The sequence below is a fragment of the Micromonospora sp. CA-249363 genome, from assembly GCF_050950185.1.
Taxonomy (GTDB): domain Bacteria; phylum Actinomycetota; class Actinomycetes; order Mycobacteriales; family Micromonosporaceae; genus Micromonospora.
Genome location: NZ_CP192020.1, coordinates 2,334,901 through 2,350,452, shown reverse-complemented (window position 1 = coordinate 2,350,452; position 15,552 = coordinate 2,334,901). Strand labels below are relative to the sequence as shown.

Annotated in this window: 17 protein-coding genes; 12 read left to right on the top strand and 5 right to left on the bottom strand. The window is 73.1% G+C overall.

The features are described from left to right. The first annotated feature begins 58 nt into the window (after positions 1–58). Both ACQPZK_RS10810 and ACQPZK_RS10805 read left to right on the top strand, forming a co-directional pair. Positions 59–505: an SRPBCC family protein gene (locus ACQPZK_RS10810; protein WP_433538159.1), complete on the top strand. Its 447-nt coding sequence runs from the start codon at positions 59–61 to the stop codon at positions 503–505. Positions 506–646: 141 nt separating this feature from the next. Next, a complete protein-coding gene (locus ACQPZK_RS10805) occupies positions 647–1,414 on the top strand; it encodes a polyprenol monophosphomannose synthase (RefSeq protein WP_396802498.1) in 768 nt (255 codons plus the stop codon). A gap of 51 nt (positions 1,415–1,465) precedes the next feature. On the opposite strand, the gene ACQPZK_RS10800 is transcribed toward ACQPZK_RS10805, so the two are convergent. Further along, complete coding sequence (locus ACQPZK_RS10800) at positions 1,466–3,076, bottom strand: phytoene desaturase family protein (RefSeq protein WP_433538158.1); 1,611 nt, start codon at positions 3,074–3,076, stop codon at positions 1,466–1,468. Positions 3,077–3,148: 72 nt separating this feature from the next. On the opposite strand from ACQPZK_RS10800, the gene ACQPZK_RS10795 reads away from it, so the two are divergent. Next, positions 3,149–4,582, top strand: a complete 1,434-nt coding sequence (locus ACQPZK_RS10795) for an aldehyde dehydrogenase family protein (RefSeq protein WP_433538157.1) — start codon at positions 3,149–3,151, stop codon at positions 4,580–4,582. A gap of 87 nt (positions 4,583–4,669) precedes the next feature. On the opposite strand, the gene ACQPZK_RS10790 is transcribed toward ACQPZK_RS10795, so the two are convergent. Then, positions 4,670–5,071 carry a ChaB family protein gene (locus tag ACQPZK_RS10790; RefSeq protein WP_421475737.1) on the bottom strand — a complete coding sequence of 134 codons (402 nt, stop codon included), beginning with the start codon at positions 5,069–5,071 and terminating at the stop codon, positions 4,670–4,672. Positions 5,072–5,248: 177 nt separating this feature from the next. Between ACQPZK_RS10790 and ACQPZK_RS10785 the strand changes: the two genes are divergently transcribed. The 4 genes from ACQPZK_RS10785 to ACQPZK_RS10770 all read left to right on the top strand — a co-directional run bounded on the left by ACQPZK_RS10785 (position 5,249) and on the right by ACQPZK_RS10770 (position 7,589). Beyond that, positions 5,249–6,226, top strand: a complete 978-nt coding sequence (locus ACQPZK_RS10785; protein ID WP_433538156.1) for a YihY/virulence factor BrkB family protein — start codon at positions 5,249–5,251, stop codon at positions 6,224–6,226. A gap of 82 nt (positions 6,227–6,308) precedes the next feature. Beyond that, on the top strand, positions 6,309–6,725 hold the full coding sequence (locus tag ACQPZK_RS10780) for a DUF2795 domain-containing protein (RefSeq protein WP_433538155.1): 417 nt from the start codon (positions 6,309–6,311) through the stop codon (positions 6,723–6,725). A gap of 47 nt (positions 6,726–6,772) precedes the next feature. Further along, on the top strand, positions 6,773–7,234 hold the full coding sequence (locus ACQPZK_RS10775) for an SRPBCC family protein (RefSeq protein ID WP_433538154.1): 462 nt from the start codon (positions 6,773–6,775) through the stop codon (positions 7,232–7,234). 109 nt (positions 7,235–7,343) lie between these two features. Then, on the top strand, positions 7,344–7,589 hold the full coding sequence (locus ACQPZK_RS10770) for a hypothetical protein (RefSeq protein ID WP_433538153.1): 246 nt from the start codon (positions 7,344–7,346) through the stop codon (positions 7,587–7,589). Here the strand turns inward: ACQPZK_RS10770 and ACQPZK_RS10765 are convergent. Continuing rightward, on the bottom strand, positions 7,547–8,818 hold the full coding sequence (locus ACQPZK_RS10765) for an MFS transporter (RefSeq protein WP_433538152.1): 1,272 nt from the start codon (positions 8,816–8,818) through the stop codon (positions 7,547–7,549). The two genes, ACQPZK_RS10770 and ACQPZK_RS10765, sit on opposite strands and share 43 nt — an antisense overlap. Positions 8,819–8,975: 157 nt before the next feature. Between ACQPZK_RS10765 and ACQPZK_RS10760 the strand changes: the two genes are divergently transcribed. After that, entirely contained in the window at positions 8,976–9,185 is a 210-nt protein-coding gene (locus ACQPZK_RS10760) for a hypothetical protein (RefSeq protein WP_355053423.1), read from the top strand. On the opposite strand, the gene ACQPZK_RS10755 is transcribed toward ACQPZK_RS10760, so the two are convergent. Continuing rightward, positions 9,186–9,635 carry a hypothetical protein gene (locus tag ACQPZK_RS10755; protein WP_433538151.1) on the bottom strand — a complete coding sequence of 150 codons (450 nt, stop codon included), beginning with the start codon at positions 9,633–9,635 and terminating at the stop codon, positions 9,186–9,188. A 161-nt stretch (positions 9,636–9,796) separates the two neighbouring features. Here ACQPZK_RS10755 and ACQPZK_RS10750 point away from each other — a divergent pair, with 161 nt between their 5' ends. Further along, on the top strand, positions 9,797–10,150 hold the full coding sequence (locus ACQPZK_RS10750; protein ID WP_433538150.1) for a DUF6401 family natural product biosynthesis protein: 354 nt from the start codon (positions 9,797–9,799) through the stop codon (positions 10,148–10,150). A gap of 59 nt (positions 10,151–10,209) precedes the next feature. On the opposite strand, the gene ACQPZK_RS10745 is transcribed toward ACQPZK_RS10750, so the two are convergent. After that, positions 10,210–11,073, bottom strand: coding sequence for a mechanosensitive ion channel family protein (locus tag ACQPZK_RS10745; protein ID WP_433538149.1), 864 nt, complete (start codon positions 11,071–11,073; stop codon positions 10,210–10,212). Positions 11,074–11,271: 198 nt separating this feature from the next. Here ACQPZK_RS10745 and ACQPZK_RS10740 point away from each other — a divergent pair, with 198 nt between their 5' ends. The 3 genes from ACQPZK_RS10740 (at position 11,272) to ACQPZK_RS10730 (ending at position 15,538) form a co-directional block, all read left to right on the top strand. Next, positions 11,272–13,404: a SpoIIE family protein phosphatase gene (locus tag ACQPZK_RS10740; RefSeq protein WP_433538148.1), complete on the top strand. Its 2,133-nt coding sequence runs from the start codon at positions 11,272–11,274 to the stop codon at positions 13,402–13,404. 62 nt (positions 13,405–13,466) lie between these two features. Continuing rightward, on the top strand, positions 13,467–14,144 hold the full coding sequence (locus tag ACQPZK_RS10735; RefSeq protein WP_433538147.1) for an HAD family hydrolase: 678 nt from the start codon (positions 13,467–13,469) through the stop codon (positions 14,142–14,144). 104 nt (positions 14,145–14,248) lie between these two features. Beyond that, the gene (locus ACQPZK_RS10730; RefSeq protein ID WP_433538146.1) at positions 14,249–15,538 is read left to right on the top strand and encodes a cation:proton antiporter domain-containing protein; all 1,290 of its coding nucleotides are present in this window, start codon (positions 14,249–14,251) and stop codon (positions 15,536–15,538) included. The last annotated feature ends 14 nt before the right edge of the window (positions 15,539–15,552 follow it).

The following is a 15,552-nucleotide window of genomic DNA, read 5'->3' as shown; positions in this document are numbered from 1 at the left end:
CGAAGAAGCTAACCCGCCGGCTCGTTAGCCTCCGTCGCCACCCGGGTATGGGAGTCCAGTGGCGATAGTGGAGAAAGTGATCGACGCTCCCCCGCAGCAGGTGTTCGACGTGCTGGCCGACGGGTGGACGTACAGCGACTGGGTGGTCGGTACGGCGCACGTACGCGACGTGGACGACGCCTGGCCGCGGGTGGGCAGCCAACTGCACCACCGGGCCGGCCCGTGGCCGTTCTCGTTGCAGGACGCCTCGACGGTGCTGGTCTGCGAGCCGCCACACCGACTGGTGCTGCGCGCCGGCCTGTGGCCGGCCGGGGAGGCGATCGTGGCGTTCACCCTGGAACCGGTCGACGGGGGCGCCACCCGCGTCCGGATCGGTGAGGACTTCGCGGCCGGTCCGCTGCGCTGGGTCCGGAACAAGGCCAACGACCTCGTGCTGCACCTGCGTAACCGGGAGACGCTGGCCCGGCTCTCCGACATCGCCACCCGGCAGAAGGGCGCGCAGTGACGCGGACGGTGGTGGCCCGCCGCCTGCGCTGAGCGCGCCGTCACCTGCGGGCGGCCCGACCCACGGGGAGCCTTTTCAATCCGGGTCCGGCAACTGGCTACCCTCTGGGGTAGCCGTGTCCGCAAACCGAGGATGTCCGACATGATCGAGCCCGTCCAGCTGCCGTCGCCGTGGCGAGACGTACACCTGACAGTCGTCGTGCCCACCTACAACGAGGCGGGCAACCTGCCGGCGCTGGTCGAGCGGCTGCTCGCGCTGCCGCTGCCGGGGCTGCGCATCCTCGTCGCCGACGACAACTCCCCCGACGGCACCGGCGAGGTGGCCGACAAGCTGGCCATCGAGTACCCCGAGCGGATCGAGGTGATGCACCGGGCCGGCAAGGAGGGCCTGGGTCGGGCGTACGTCGACGGGATGACCCGGGCGCTCGAGGGCGGGGCCGAGTTCGTGGCGCAGATGGACGCCGACCTGTCGCACCCGCCGGAGGCGCTGCCCGGGATGCTGGGCGCGCTGCTCTCCACCCAGGCGGGCGTGGTGATCGGTTCCCGGTACGTGCCGGGCGGCGAGCTGGACGAGAACTGGCCGCTGTACCGCCGGGCGCTCAGCGGCTGGGCGAACCTCTACGTGCACACGTTGCTGCGGGTGCGCATCCGTGACCTGACCGCCGGCTTCAAGATCTGGCGGGCCGACGCGCTGAAGGACATCGGCCTGCACCGGGTGCAGTCCAACGGCTACAGCTTCCAGGTGGAGATGCACTACCTGGCCACCAAGTTGGGGCACACGATCCTGGAGGTCCCGATCCGCTTCGAGGAGCGGCGCGACGGCGTCTCCAAGATGACCACGGCCACCAAGGTCGAGAGCGCGCTGATGCCGTTCCGCCTGCGCAGCAAGCACCGCAACATCACCTCCTGAGCCCACCTCGTCGGCCAGGAGGCTCGCGGCGCGAACCTCCTGGCCGACGGCTCAGTTCGGCGGGTAGACGACCCGGTGGGCCTTCGCGATCGTCGCCGCGTAGGCGGTGCCGGTCAGGGCCCGGTCGCGGGCCAGGGCGGCGCGGGCCGCGTTCGCGCCCGGAGCGCCGTGCACCCCACCGCCCGGATGCGCCGACGAGCTGGCCAGGAAGAGCCGGTCCACCGGGGTGTCCGCACGACCCAGGCCGGGGATCGGGCGCAGGAACAACTGTTGGTACGCGGCGGCGGTGCCCCCGCCGAGCGCGCCACCGACCAGGCTCGGGTCGCCCTTCTCCAGGTCGGCCGGCCCGGCCACGTGCCGACCCACGATGAGCTGCCGGAAACCCGGGGCCGCCGCTTCGAGCACGTCCTCCATGCGCTGCACGTGTCCGGCGATGTCCTCGGCCCGCCAGTTCCGCCGGAACGGCAGGTGGGTGTACGACCAGAGCGACTCGGTGCCCGGCGGCGAGTGGCTGGGATCGGCCACCGACATCTGCCCGACCAGCAGGAACGGGTCGCGGGGCAGCTCACCCCGGGCCAGCTCGCCGGCGTAGCGGGTCAGCCCGTCGAGGTCCGCGCCGAGGTGCACCGTCCCGGCCCCGGCGATCGCCCGGTTGGTCCACGGGACTCCGGCGGAGAGCGCCCAGTCCACCTTCAGCGTCGAGCCGTCCCACCGGAAGTGCGCCAGGTCCTCGACCAGCCGCGACGGCAGGACCGCCGCACCGACGAGGTCGAGGTAGAGCGCCGGCGCCGGCACGTCGGCGAGGACCGCCCGCCGGGCCCGCCAAAGCGTGCCGCCGTCGGTGCGTACGCCCATCGCCCGGCCGCGCGCGGTGAGCACCCGCTCGACGCGCGCGCCGTACAGGATGCGGCCACCGCGTTCGGCGAGACGGTCGACAAGCGCGCTGGTGATCCGCCGCGCGCCGCCGTCGGGCACCGGCCAGCCGACCTGCTGGCCGAGCATGGCCAGCAGCCAGCCGTACACGCCGGAGCCGGCCTCCTCTGGGGACAGGTCGGTGTGCAGGGCGCATCCGGCGAGCAGCGCCGGGCCGCCCTCGCCGTCGAACAGCTCGTCGCCGAGCTTGCGGACCGGCACCACGAGCCGGCGGGCCAGTCGCAGCGCCCCCGCGACCCGCAGCCGGCGCAGCAGACCCAGTCCGCCGCGTACCGGCGGAAACGGCGTGGTGATGGTGGTCAGCATGGGCTCGGCGACGTCGAGCCAGTCCGTGTACGCGTTCAGCCAGCGCTTCCCGTCGCCGGGGGCGAACTGCTCCAACGAGGCGGCCGTCGCGTCCGGGTCCCGGTTGATCACCGCGGCCCGGCCGTCGGGCAGCAGGTGCGCCAGCACGTCCGGGGCGTGCCGCCAGGACAGCCCGTGGCGGCCCAGGTCGAGCCCGTTGAGCACGGGCGAGGCGTACCCGAGGGGGTAGAACGAGCTGTAGAGGTCACTCAGATAGCCCGGCGCGGTGACCTCGGCCGACTGGACGGCGCCGCCGGGTACGGCGGTCGCCTCCAGCACGATCACGTCCCACCCGGCGTCGGCCAGCAGATTCGCCGCGACCAGGCCGTTGTGCCCGGCGCCGATGACGACGGCGTCCGCGCTCTGCGCGCCGGTGGTAGTCATCCGACCCGCCTACCCGGCCCACAACCGGGCGAAACGCGTTTGTCTCGCCGGGACCCGGGCATCCAGCGCCGCATGTACACGGTTGCGCAGCTGGTGGGCGGGGTGTGGGGCGCGGGCGGTTCCGGCGGCGAACTGGTCGTGCGTGATCCGGCGGACGGCGAACCGGTCACCTCGGCGCCGGTCGCCACGGCCGACGAGGTCGGCAAGGCGGCCCAGGCGGCGCGCGAGGCGGCCGACGAGTGGGCGGCGACCGCGCCGGCCGAGCGAGCGGCGGCGCTGCACCGGGCCGCGGACGCGGTCGCGGCGGTCATCGACGAGCTGGCGGCGGCGGTCACCGCGGAGATGGGCAAACCACTCGCGGACGCCCGCGGCGGCGTCGAGGCGGGCATCGGCACCCTGCGACAGTACGCGGAACTCGCGCCGCTGCGCGGCGGGCGGACGTTGCTCGGCGCGACCGGGGCGGTCGACTTCATGACCCCGCAGCCGCGCGGCGTGGTCGCCGCGATCACCCCCTGGAACGACCCGGTGGCGGTGTCGTGCGGGTTGCTCGGCGCGGCCCTGGTCACCGGCAACGTGGTGCTGTACAAGCCGAGCGAGCGGACGCCCGCGACGGGCTGGCTGCTGGCCCGGGCCCTGGACGAGGCGCTGCCGGCGGGCGTGCTGTCCCTGCTCACCGGTGGCCCGGAGGTCGGGGCGGCGCTGGCCGCGCAGGAGGTGGACGTGATCGCCCACGTCGGGGCGACCGCCACCGGGCGGAAGATCGCCGCCGCCGCTGCCGGCACCGGCGCGAAGGTGCTGCTGGAGAACGGGGGCAGCGACCCGCTCATCGTCGACGCCGGTGTCGATCCGGAGTGGGCGGCGCACCAGGCCGCGCTCGGCGCGTTCGCCAACGCCGGGCAGATCTGCGTCGCGGTGGAGCGGATCTACGTGCACCGTGACCTCGCCGACGACTTTCTGGCGGCGCTGGTGGCCAGGGCCGAGGCGTTGCGGGTCGGGCCGGGGCGCGAGCCGGACACCGAGCTGGGTCCGCTCGTCGACCGGCGGCACCGCGACCACGTGCACGGACAGGTGACGGCGGCGGTGGCGGCCGGCGCACGGGTACGCACCGGCGGGGAACTGCCGGACGGACCGGGCGCGTACTACCCGGCCACGGTGGTCGCCGACTGCCGGCACGACATGGCGCTGGTGCGCGAGGAGACGTTCGGGCCGGTCGCGCCGGTGGTGGTGGTCGACTCGTTCGACGAGGCGCTGACCTGCGCGGCCGACTCGCCGTACGGGCTGGCGGCCACGGTGTTGACCGGGTCGATGAGTCACGCGCAGCGGGCCTGGCGGGAGCTGCCGGTCGGCACCGTGAAGGTCAACGCGGTGTTCGGCGGGGCGCCGGGTGGGGCCGCGCATCCGCGCCGGGCCAGCGGTCAGGGCTTCGGCTACGGTCCGGAGCTGCTGGACGAGTTCACGGCCACGAAGGCGGTGCACATCGAGGCGCCCGGCGGCGGGCAGTGGTGAGCGGTCGGCGGTGAGCGGGCCACCGGCGAGCGGCACGGGGCGGACGCAGGGGTGGCGTGTCCGCCCCGTGCCGAGCCTGCACGTGGGTCAGTCGCCGCGAGCCTTGCGGGTCGCCCGGTCGTTGGCCTTCTCGATGGCCGTGACCAGCTCCGACTTGGTCATGCTCGACCGGCCTGGTACGTCCAGCTTGCGGGCCACCGACATCAGGTGGTCCTTGCTGGCGTTGGCGTCCACCCCACCGGCGGTGGGGGCGCGCCGCTCCGGGCCGCCGCCGGCGGCCTGGCGGTCGCTCGGGCCCTTACGACCCTTGGGCTCCCAGTGGTCGCCCACCTTCTCGAACTGGTGCTTCACCGCCGCGAAGGCGGTGCGGTGCGACCGCTCGCCCTCGCCGTAGGTCTCGACCGCCGAGTCGTGTGTCTTCTCCCAGGTGCGCTGCGCCTTGTCCGGGGAGCGTCGCAGCGTGCTGGGCATGTCCTCGCGCCCGGGCATCTCGTCCTCCTCCGCATCGACAGAGTCACTGTGTCGGTTCCCGGCGAGCGCGGCGGTAAACCCTAGCGGCGTCGGCGGGCCGCCGAGCGGGTTTGTCGATTTCCCGCCCTGGGTACCGGCCGGTCCAGGCCAGACCGGACGACCGGTCATCCGGTGGCCGGGGCACAGGGAGCGGGCATGACGACCACGGATCCCGGTACGACGCTCGCCGGTTCGGGGGTACCCCGGCGGATCCGGCAGTTGAGCTGGCGTACGTGGCGCGGGGTGCTGATCCGCAGCGTGCAGAACTTCGTGAACGACAACTGCTCGGACTGGGCCGCCGCGCTCACCTACTACGGGGTCCTGGCGCTCTTTCCGTCCGCCATCGTGGTGGTGGCCCTCGTCGGCCTGGTGTCGTCGGGCGAGCGGACTCTCGACACGGTCGTCGACCTCGCCCGGCAGGTGGGCGCGGGTTCGGTGGTGGCCGACGACGACGGCGGCGTGGTCGGGGTGATCCGCTCGGTGGTCGTCCAGCAGAGCAACGCGAAGGTGCTGCTGAGTTTCGGTCTGCTCGGCGCGCTGTGGTCCGCGTCGGGCTTCATCGGCGCGTTCACCCGCGCCTCGAACGCCATCTACGGGGTGACCGAGGGACGGCCGGTCTGGCGGCTGCGGCCGTTGCAGATCGGCCTGGCCGCGGTGACGCTCGTGCTTCTCGCGGTGGTCGCCCTCGCGCTGATCGTCAGTGGCCCGGTCACCGACGCGGTCGGTGACCTGATCAACGCCGGTGGTCTGGCGCGAACGGTGTGGAGCGTCGCGAAGTGGCCGGTGCTCGCCCTGGTGATGATGGTGCTGCTGTCCCTGCTGTTCTGGATCGCCCCGAACGTGCGCCAACCGCGCTTCCGCTGGCTCACCCCCGGCGGCTTTGTGGCCCTGCTCTCCTGGGCGGTGGTGTCCTTCGGTTTCGGCTTCTACGTCGCGAACTTCGCCACCTACAAGACGACCTACGGCAGCCTGGGCGCGGCGATCGCGTTCCTGGTCTGGCTCTACCTGTCCAACAGCGCCCTGATGCTCGGCGTGCAGATCAACGCCGAGGTGCAGCGCGGCCGGCAGTTGCAGGCGGGCGAGAAGGACGCGGGCGATCCGGTGCTGCCGCCGCGCAAGCCGGCCGACGACTGAAAGGGACCGGATGTCCGGCTCGCGGGCCGGTTCGTGGCCCGGTGCCGGTTTACCTGACGGGGTGCCGGGTAGCGCAGAAGGCATGGAGCGTGGCAACAGCAAGCACGGACCGAGGATCGACGACCAGATGAGCCAGGAGGTCAGCGGCCTCGTGCAGGGGCCGGGGACCGGCGGCTCACGGGTCGACGAGGCCCGGGTGCCCGAGCCGGCCGGTGAGGACCAGCCGGAGGCCACCACGGCCCCGGCGGGTGACCTGCGCACCGGCACCCCGCAGGGGATGAGTTCCACGGACGTGGAGCAGCGCAGCCGGCTCGGCCGGTTCATCTCGATGAGCGCGCTGCCCGGCGACCGGCTGGTGCTCATCGCCAGCGCGCGGGAGAACGAGGCGCCCGACGACATCGTGGCGGCGCTGGAACGGCTGCCCGAGGGCACCGAGTACCAGACGGTCTCCGAGGTGTGGGCCGCGCTCGGCCACAAGAACGAGACAACCCGCTGGTAGGGATCACCCCCCGATCCGACAGCCAGCGGCCGAAGGAGGATTGACCGATGAGTGGCGTTACCGAACACGTCGAGGTTTCCGTACCCGTGCGCACCGCGTACGACCAGTGGACGCAGTTCGAGGAGTTCCCCCAGTTCATGGAGGGCGTGCAGGAGGTCCGGCAGCTCTCCGAGACGATGACCCACTGGAAGGTGGACATCGCCGGCGTGAAGCGCGAGTTCGACGCCGAGATCACCGAGCAGCTCCCCGACGAGCGGGTCGCGTGGCGTTCGACCGGCGGCACCCAGCAGGCCGGTGTCGTGACCTTCCACCGCCTGGACGAGAGCAAGACCCGGGTCACCCTTCAGCTCGAGTTCGAGCCGCACGGTGTGGTCGAGCAGGCCGGCGACAAGCTCGGCATCGTCGACCGGCGCGCCAAGGGCGACCTGGAGCGGTTCAAGACGTTCATCGAGCGGCGCGGTCAGGAGACCGGCGCCTGGCGCGGCACGGTGGACCGCCCGCAGCCGTGATCGGGGCGTACGCGAAAGACGATGGCCGCCGGGTTCCCGGCGGCCATCGTCGTGTTCCGGGCCCCGGAGCACCTGTTTGCGATCATCGCGCCCGGGTACCGCTGATGTCATGACGGACGACAGGGTGTGGCGTGACGAGGAGCGGCTGCCGCTGGAGGAGTTGGAGCGCGCCGTGGCGGGTTCCACCATCGACGGGCAGGCCGACGACGTGACCGGCAACGACGCCGGCGAGGAGGCCGCCTTCGGGCACGGTCCGGCGGCGGCCGACCGGGGTGGTGAGGCGGGCCGGGAGCCGACCGACCCGGACCGCGCCTACCGTCCGTCCACGACCGGCCGTACCGGACCGGACGTCTGACAGCTCTCGCCGGGCGGTCCGGTCCGCCCGGCGTCCCCGGACGGCCGGCGGGCGCCCAGCTCATAGAGCACGATCAGCGCGACGGCGAGCACCACCAGAGCCGGTCCGAGCGCCTGTACCGACACGTTGCTGATCAGCACGCCGAGGCCCGCCGGAACGAGCGCCGCGCCCAGACCGGCGGCGCCGATCTGCAACCCGATGGCGCGGTCCGCGTGCGCCGCGCCGACCCGCTCGGCGGTGGTGAGGGTGAGCAGCGGGAACACCGGCGCGGCGGCGAAACCGAGCACGACCAGGCCGAGTACCGCCAGCACAGCCGAGCCGGGGACGGCGATCAGCGCCGCGCCGACGGCCATGCCGGCGAGGCTCACCCGCAACACCGACCGGGGCCCGAGCCGTTCGGCCACCACCCCCTGCACCACCCGGCCGACGAAGAGGCTCCCCCAGTACGCCGAGACGCAGCCGCCCGCCACCGCGGCGCTCAGGCCGCGCCCCTCGCTGAGCAGCAGGAACGCCCACAGTCCGGCGGACACCTCGATGGCGACGTACAGCGCGAAGGCCAGCGTCCCCGACCAGACGACCGGCAGCCGTAGCGTGGCCAGGACCGGCACCCGGACCGGCGCGGCGGTGTCGGGAGTCCCCGGGTCCGCCCCGGAGGCGGGATCGCGGCGTCGCCACGCTCGTACGGTCAGCGCGAACGCCGTGGCGAGGGCGACCTGGGCGGCGGCCACGATGCCGTACCCCCAGCGCCAGGCGAGTCCGGCGCTCAGCGCCGCTGTCATGATCAGTGGACCGATCGCCACCCCCAGGCCGAAGAAGGCGTGCAGCCAGTTCATGTGGCGTGGACCGAACGCTGCGGCGGCGTACGCGTTGAGCCCGGAGTCGACGGCGCCGGAGCCCAGCCCGAGCAGCAGCGCGCAGCCCACGATCACGGCCAGCCCGGGACTCAGGGCGTAACCGGTCAGCGCCAGGCTGGCGAGCAGGGTGCTCGCGGCGAGCAGCGCGCCCACGCCGATGCGGGCCAGCGTGAACCCGGCCAGCACGCTGGACGTGAGGTAGCCGACGGTGCCCGCGGTGAGCAGCAACCCGACGGCCTCGGTCGGTACGCCGAAGTCCGCCCGGATCGAGGGCCAGCCGACGCCGAGCAGGCCGTCCGGCAGGCCGAGGCTGACGAACGCGAGGTAGGCCAGCAGGAGCAGCGCGGCCCGGGGCGGCGGAGGCGAGGTGGACATGGGACAGCATCCTGCCGCAGCGCACCCTACCGGTGGCGGGGGCCGCTCGCCCGCTGCGACAAGAAGTGGTGTCCGGACGGTCGAGAAAGCGGACAGCTCAGTCAGAATCGGCCGATCGGGGGACGGCAAACGAGCGTGTTCGCGTAAGAATTTCGGGATGCATCAAGGCTCCGGAATCCTCTCCACGCGTCAGCGCCGCCTCGCCTGGCTCGGCTTCCTGCTCGCCGCGCTCCAGGCACCGGTGTCGGCCCGGCTCGTCTCCGACGACTCGTGGCTGTTCAGCGTCTGCGTCGCGCTGATGGTGGCCACCGTGATCATCGCCGACGACGCCGCCCGTCGCCGGCCCGCCAACGCCCCCAGCGAGTAGTCAGCCCTCGCCGGCCGGCCGGGCCTCGTGCCCCGGCTGGCCCCGGCTGCGGCGGCGTTCCTTCATCTCCGCCTCGTAGAGGTGTCGCCGCCCGCCCACCAGTTCGTCGCGGGCCTGCCGGTCCAGCTCCTGGAACAGCGCGTGGTAACCGTCGTCGAAGTCCTCGACGATCTGGAACGTCCACCGGCCGGCGATCACGTTGCGACCCAGCAGCTCGGTGTCGATCCGCTCGGCGATCCGGTGGTGCCCTGCGGCCCGGAACTTCTCCACCGCGTCGTCGAGCATCAGGTCGGCGTGCCCGATCAGCTGGTGCAGCGAGTACAGGTGCCCTCGGGCCCGTTCGACGGACTCCATTGCCTCGCTGAGCTTGCCCAGCGCGGCTACCGTCTCGTCGCTCACCCCGGCCGGCCGCCGGTGCTGCTCGTCCGGCCCGTCCGCCCGCTGCTCCATCGCTGCTCCCACGCTCTGTGCCGTCCTGCGTCGTCGGATGCCTGGTGCCCCGTCTGTGCCGGATCAACCCTCGCGGCCAGCGTCGACTCGTCCGGTGGCACAACCCACAAGCGCCGAGCGGCCGAGGCCGGGCGATCACCGGTCGGTTAGCCTCGGTCACCATGCGTGTGCCGTTCAAGCGGGTCGCCGCCCCGACCGCCGTCGAGTCGGCGCGGTCCACCCTGGCCGCCCTCACCGTGTCCGTGGGCACCGCCGGCCTCGCGGCCGCCGCCGCCCGTCCCGGGCTCCTGGCGCTGGTTGACCAGCACGCCGCCGCCGTCCGCGACAGCCTGGACGGTGACCGGCGGCCGTTGACCGCCGCGACGCTCGCCGGCTACGCCGAGGGGGTACGCGCCGCCGCCCTGGAGTACGGGTGGACCCCGCCGCGCGGGCCGGTGGACTGGAACGCGCCGGAGTGGCCCCTTGCCCGGCTGGTCGCCGTCTGCGCGCTGGCCCGCTCGCTCGACCGGTCCTGAGCGCGCGGAGGGCGCCCACGACTGCGTGGACGCCCTCCTCCTGGCACGGTCACGCCCCGTCAGGGGCGGTACTGCTGGGTCTGGTCGCCCGCGCCGGACTGGTACGTGCCACGCCCACCGGACATCGTCGACTGCTCGTCGACCCGGGGCATGGCCTGGGTCCGGTCGCCGCCACGGTCGGCCATCTGCCGCTCCATGTCACCGCGACCCGCCGAGGTGGCCCGCCGGTGCTCCTGCACCGCCTGGGCTTCCCGGGCGGCCCGGTCCAGCCAGCCGTCCCAGCGCTTCTGCATCGGCTTGACCAGGCCACCGCCGACGCCGACGATCAGGATGCCGGCGACCGTGGCGAGGACCGCGATCAGCACCGGAGTGGTGACCGTGGTGGCGATACCCACCTGGTTCAGGGCGGCGATCACGCCGAGCGCGATGATGAAGATCGCCGTCAGGTCCGCCAGGACCTTGCCGTACGAGAGTCCGCCCAGCGCCCCGGTGACCAGATCCCGGACGGCGTTGGCGATGGCGGCCGCGACCACCACGATGACGATCGCGATGAACGCGCGCGGCAGCCAGGCCACCACGCCGCTGATCAGGTCACTGATCGCGTTGGGCCCCCAGACTCCGAAGGCGAACTGCAGGGTGAACAGCAGGACGGCGTAATACGCCAACCTGGCCAGGATGTCGCTGGCGTCGTACTTCGTTCTCTCGAGTGCCCGTTTGATGCCTCCGCGTTCGACGGCTTCGTCGAAGCGCACCCGTTCCAGCACCGCATCCACGATCTTGAGGACCGCTCTGGCGATAAGCCAGCCGACCACGAGGATGACGATGAAGGCCACTGCCTTCGGGATGAAGAGCAGCACCGACCTCCAGGTGTCGGCGATGGCGTCGCCGATGTCGGCCTGCCGCACCGCGAGGGTTTTCAGCATGATGTCCCTCCTGTCGCGTGGACTGCGCCGGGCGCATACCCGGCCACCGGTACAGCAGTCCGGGCGGCTCACTGCCATTTTTCCGACAAGTCGATAAACAGGGGCCCTGACCTGCCCGAACAGCAACCACGCGGGGGCCGGCCGCGACCCGCGCACATGATCGGATGCGGCTGAGCGACGGCGGGCTAGGCTGCGAACATGCCAGGAACGGTCGGGCGAGTCCCCACGCCAGCAATTCCGGTCCCCGGCGCATCCACCGGGCCCGGGGCGGCAGCCGTGCTGGCCCACGACTGGTCCGCCACCACGCTCGGCCCGCGCGAGGAGTGGGACGCGGCGGTCCGGGCCGTGGTGGGCGTGATCCTGGCCGCCCCGATGCCGATGGCGCTGGCGTACGGCGACGACCTCGTCCTGCTCTACAACGACGGCTACGCCGAGTTGCTGGGCAGCAAGCATCCGAGCGCCCTCGGTCGACCGGCCGCCGAGGTCCACGCCGAGGTCTGGGAGCTGCCCGGCTTCGGTGACGCGATCGAGCGCGCCTACCGGCAGGGTGTGCCGTTCCTGGAGAAGGAGTCCACCCTTCCCCTGATCGGGGAGAGTGGCGCTGTCGAACAGGTGGCCTTCACCCGCAGTCACTCGCCCGTACGCGACAGCGCCGGGCAGATCGTTGGAATCCTGACGGTGGCCGCCGAAACCACTCACGTCACCGAGCAGTTGCGGAGTCTCAGCGAGGTGGCCGCCGCGCTCGCCGGCACCCTCACCCTCGACGACGTGGCCCGGGTCGCGCTGCGTCACACCATCGGAATGTTCGACGCCGACCGGGTGGCGTTCGTGGTCGACGAGGGTGGCGGCGGCTGGCGGATGGTGCGTCGGGTCCGCGGCGAGTTGATGGACGAGGCCGACGAGCGGCTGCCCCCGCTGTGGCGGCGGGCGCCGGCCGACTGGGAGGGTCCGGTCGCGTTGGCGGCCCGGTCGGGCGAGGCCCTGTTCACCCGCGACGGTCAGCCGCTGCGCGACACCGCCGTGGACCGGCACGACCAGAAGATCCGCTCGATGGCCGCGCTGCCGCTGGGCACGTCGGTGGTCCGGGGCGGCCTGACGGTCGGCTACCAGGTGGCGCACTCCTGGTCGGCCGCCGAGCGGGCGCTCCTGGCCGCGTCGGCGGAGCTGATCGGCCAGGCCGCTGAGCGGGCCCGGCGGTTCGAGACCCAGCACGGCACCGCCCAGTTGCTGCAACGCAGCATGCTCCCCGAGCATCTGCCCGACCTGCCGCGGCTGCGGATCGCCGCCCGGTACGACCCGGGGGTGGACGGCAACGCTGCCGGCGGCGACTTCTACGACGCGTTCCTGCTGCCCACCGGCGCGCTCGGCGTGGTGTTGGGCGACGTCGCGGGGCACGACGTCCAGGCCGCGGCGCGGATGGGGCAGGTGCGGGCGGCCCTGCGCGCGCTGGCCCTGGCCGATCCGGCGCCGGACGCGGTGCTGACCGGCCTGGACCGGCTGGTGACCAGCCTCGGCGCGGAGGCCGGCAGCCACGAGCTGTTCGTCACCGTGGCGTTCGGGGTCATCGACGCCGAGCGGCGGGAACTGACCCTGGCCAGCGCCGGTCATCCCGCTCCCCTGATCCGCAGGTGCGCGCCCGACGGCCGCACGCACGCCGAGTACGTGCAGGTGCCGCCCGCTCCCCCGCTGGGGCTGGGCGGGCGGCCGACCACCGTCACCGTCGCGTTCCCGCCCGGCGACACCCTGTTGCTGTTCAGCGACGGGGTGGTGGAGCGGCGCAGGCAGAGCCTGACCGCCGGGATGGACACCCTCGGCGACGCCGTGGCCAAGGCCGGCACCAGCGACCCCCGCGCCCTCTGCGCGGTGGCGACCGCCGCGGTGTCCGGCGGCACCGAGGACGACGTGGCGGTGCTGGCGGTCGAGCACGCCCTCAAGCCGAGCCGGTCGGCGGCGATGGAGGTGCCGGCGGAGCCGACCGCGCCGAGCCGGGTCCGGCACTGGATGACCGGTCAGCTCACCGAGTGGCGGGTGCCCGAGTCGGTGATCGGCGCGGCGGTGCTGTGCACCAGCGAGCTCACGACCAACGCGTTGCTGCACGCCGGCACGGCGGCCCGGGTGGAGATCGACCTCAGCCCCGAGCGCCTGCTCGTCTCGGTCGCCGACTCCGGCACTCGGGGCACCGTGACCCGGGCGCGTACCGACACGTTGAGCAGTCGCGGGCGCGGACTGGGCCTCATCGAGGAGCTGAGCGACGCCTGGGGCACCGACCCGTCGGTGCGCGGCTCGACGGTCTGGTTCGAGATCCTCGTCCCTCCGGGCGAGCCACACTGAGTCGTACCCATCCACGCGGCCGGGGCGAGTCAGCCGATCGCGCAAGGGGTAGGAGTGCGGCCATGGCCAACGAACAACCCCAAGGGGTGCTCTTCGACGTCGACGGAACCCTTGTCGACACCACGTACCTGCACACGGTGAGCTGGTGGGAGGCGCTGCGTCAGGCCGACCGGCCGGTGCCGATGGCGACCGTGCACCGCTCGATCGGCATGGGCTCGGACAAGCTGCTGGATCACCTGCTCGGCCCGGAGCGGGACCGCGACGAGGATCCGAAGCTGCGCGAGGCGCACGACACCCTCTACACCGAGTACTGGGGACGGCTGACGCCCCTGCCTCGTGCGGCGGACCTGCTGCGCGCCTGCGCCGAGCGGGGGTTGCGGGTGGTGCTCGCCACCTCCGCCGCCGAGCACGAGGTCGGCGCGCTGCGTCGGGCGCTGAACGCGGACGACGTGATCGACACCGTCACCTCGTCGGCCGACGCGCAGGAGAGCAAGCCCGCGCCGGACATTCTCGAAGCGGCGCTCGCGCAGTCGGGGCTGGCCGCCGAGCGGGTCGTCTTCGTCGGCGACTCGGTGTGGGACGTCGCGGCGGCCGGCAAGCTCGACATCCCGTGCGTCGGGTTGACCTGCGGTGGCACGAGCCGCGGCGAACTCGCCGGCGCGGGCGCGGTGGCGGTGTACGACGATCCGGCCGCGCTGCTGGCCGAGCTGGCGGACTCCCCCCTCACCCGCCCGAGGTGAAGCCCACTCCGGTTCGCACGGGCGGACACGCTTAGCGGCGAGTCTTCCGGGGCATCTGTGGCCACCTACCCGCACCGTGCGGGTGCGGCGAGAGGGTGGTGTTCGTGGAGCCGGTAGATGTGGCGTTCGCGTTGGTGGGCGTGGGCGCACTGCTCGCGGGCATCCTGCCGAGGGTGTTGGAGCGCCGCCCGCTCTCCATGCCGATCGCGTTCCTCGCCCTCGGCATGCTGGTCTTCGTCCTTCCGATCGGACTACCCACACCGGACCCGCTGGCCCATCCCGAGCTGACCACCCACCTGACCGAGATCGGGGTGATCGTCGCCCTGATGGGCGCCGGGTTGAAGATCGACCGGCCGCTGAGCTGGAGCCGTTGGTCGTCCACCTGGCGGCTGCTGGCCATCGCGATGCCGGTGTGCATCGCGGCGGTGGCGCTGCTCGGCTGGTGGTGGGCCGGCCTGGTGCCCGCCGCGGCGCTGCTGCTGGCCGCCGCGCTGGCCCCGACCGACCCGGTGCTCGCCGCCGACGTGCAGGTCGGCGAGCCGACCGATGTGGAGGACTCCGAGGACGAGGTCCGCTTCGCGCTGACCTCGGAGGCCGGCCTCAACGACGGGCTGGCGTTCCCGTTCGTCTACGCGGCCATCGCGATCGCCTCGACCAGCCTCGCCCCCCGCGCCTGGATGGCCGAGTGGTTCACCGTGGACGTGCTCTGGAAGGTGGGCGTCGGTGTGGGCGGCGGCCTGCTCATCGGCTGGCTGCTCGGCAAGCTGTTCTTCCGGGCGCCCAGCGAGTTGCGGCTGGCCCGGCACGCCGAGGGCTTCCTGGCGCTGGCCGCCACGTTCCTGGCGTACGGGCTGGTGGAGGTGGCCGGCGGGTACGGCTTCCTGGCGGTGTTCGTGGCCGCCCGGGCCATCCGGGCCGCCGAGCGCACCCACGAGTTCCACTCGGTGCTGCACGACTTCGCCGAGCAGGTCGAACGGCTGCTCACCCTGGTGCTGTTGCTGCTGCTCGGCGGCGCGATCGTGGGCGGCCTGCTCGCGCCGCTGACCTGGCCGGCGGCGGCCGTCGGGTTGGCGCTGGTCTTCCTGATCCGGCCGGCCGTCGGCTGGTTGTCGCTGCGCGGCGCGCCCGGCCGCCCGGCGGAGCACTGGGTGATCTCGTTGTTCGGCATCCGTGGCGTGGGCTCGTTCTACTACCTGGCGTACGCCACCACGAAGACGGACTTCCCGCAGGCGGAGCTGCTGTGGGCGACGGTCGGGCTGGTGGTGCTCGTGTCCGTGGTGGTGCACGGCGTCGCGGCGACCCCGGTGATGCAGTTGCTGGACCGCGAGGGTGAGCGCACCGCGGACCCGTCCGAGCGGGAGGCCCAGCCGGTGGCCGCCGCCGGACACCCCTGAACCCGCCGGGACCC

What these genes read in the sequence shown, in the direction of transcription:
- ACQPZK_RS10740 (WP_433538148.1), top strand. Translation starts at nt 11,272, where the DNA reads ATGCCAGGAACGGTCGGGCGAGTCCCCACGCCAGCAATTCCGGTCCCC.
- ACQPZK_RS10755 (WP_433538151.1), bottom strand. Translation starts at nt 9,635, where the DNA reads ATGGAGCAGCGGGCGGACGGGCCGGACGAGCAGCACCGGCGGCCGGCC.
- ACQPZK_RS10760 (WP_355053423.1), top strand. Translation starts at nt 8,976, where the DNA reads ATGCATCAAGGCTCCGGAATCCTCTCCACGCGTCAGCGCCGCCTCGCC.
- ACQPZK_RS10790 (WP_421475737.1), bottom strand. Translation starts at nt 5,071, where the DNA reads ATGCCCGGGCGCGAGGACATGCCCAGCACGCTGCGACGCTCCCCGGAC.
- ACQPZK_RS10780 (WP_433538155.1), top strand. Translation starts at nt 6,309, where the DNA reads ATGGAGCGTGGCAACAGCAAGCACGGACCGAGGATCGACGACCAGATG.
- ACQPZK_RS10735 (WP_433538147.1), top strand. Translation starts at nt 13,467, where the DNA reads ATGGCCAACGAACAACCCCAAGGGGTGCTCTTCGACGTCGACGGAACC.
- ACQPZK_RS10795 (WP_433538157.1), top strand. Translation starts at nt 3,149, where the DNA reads ATGTACACGGTTGCGCAGCTGGTGGGCGGGGTGTGGGGCGCGGGCGGT.
- ACQPZK_RS10770 (WP_433538153.1), top strand. Translation starts at nt 7,344, where the DNA reads ATGACGGACGACAGGGTGTGGCGTGACGAGGAGCGGCTGCCGCTGGAG.
- ACQPZK_RS10750 (WP_433538150.1), top strand. Translation starts at nt 9,797, where the DNA reads ATGCGTGTGCCGTTCAAGCGGGTCGCCGCCCCGACCGCCGTCGAGTCG.
- ACQPZK_RS10800 (WP_433538158.1), bottom strand. Translation starts at nt 3,076, where the DNA reads ATGACTACCACCGGCGCGCAGAGCGCGGACGCCGTCGTCATCGGCGCC.
- ACQPZK_RS10745 (WP_433538149.1), bottom strand. Translation starts at nt 11,073, where the DNA reads ATGCTGAAAACCCTCGCGGTGCGGCAGGCCGACATCGGCGACGCCATC.
- ACQPZK_RS10785 (WP_433538156.1), top strand. Translation starts at nt 5,249, where the DNA reads ATGACGACCACGGATCCCGGTACGACGCTCGCCGGTTCGGGGGTACCC.
- ACQPZK_RS10805 (WP_396802498.1), top strand. Translation starts at nt 647, where the DNA reads ATGATCGAGCCCGTCCAGCTGCCGTCGCCGTGGCGAGACGTACACCTG.
- ACQPZK_RS10765 (WP_433538152.1), bottom strand. Translation starts at nt 8,818, where the DNA reads ATGTCCACCTCGCCTCCGCCGCCCCGGGCCGCGCTGCTCCTGCTGGCC.
- ACQPZK_RS10775 (WP_433538154.1), top strand. Translation starts at nt 6,773, where the DNA reads ATGAGTGGCGTTACCGAACACGTCGAGGTTTCCGTACCCGTGCGCACC.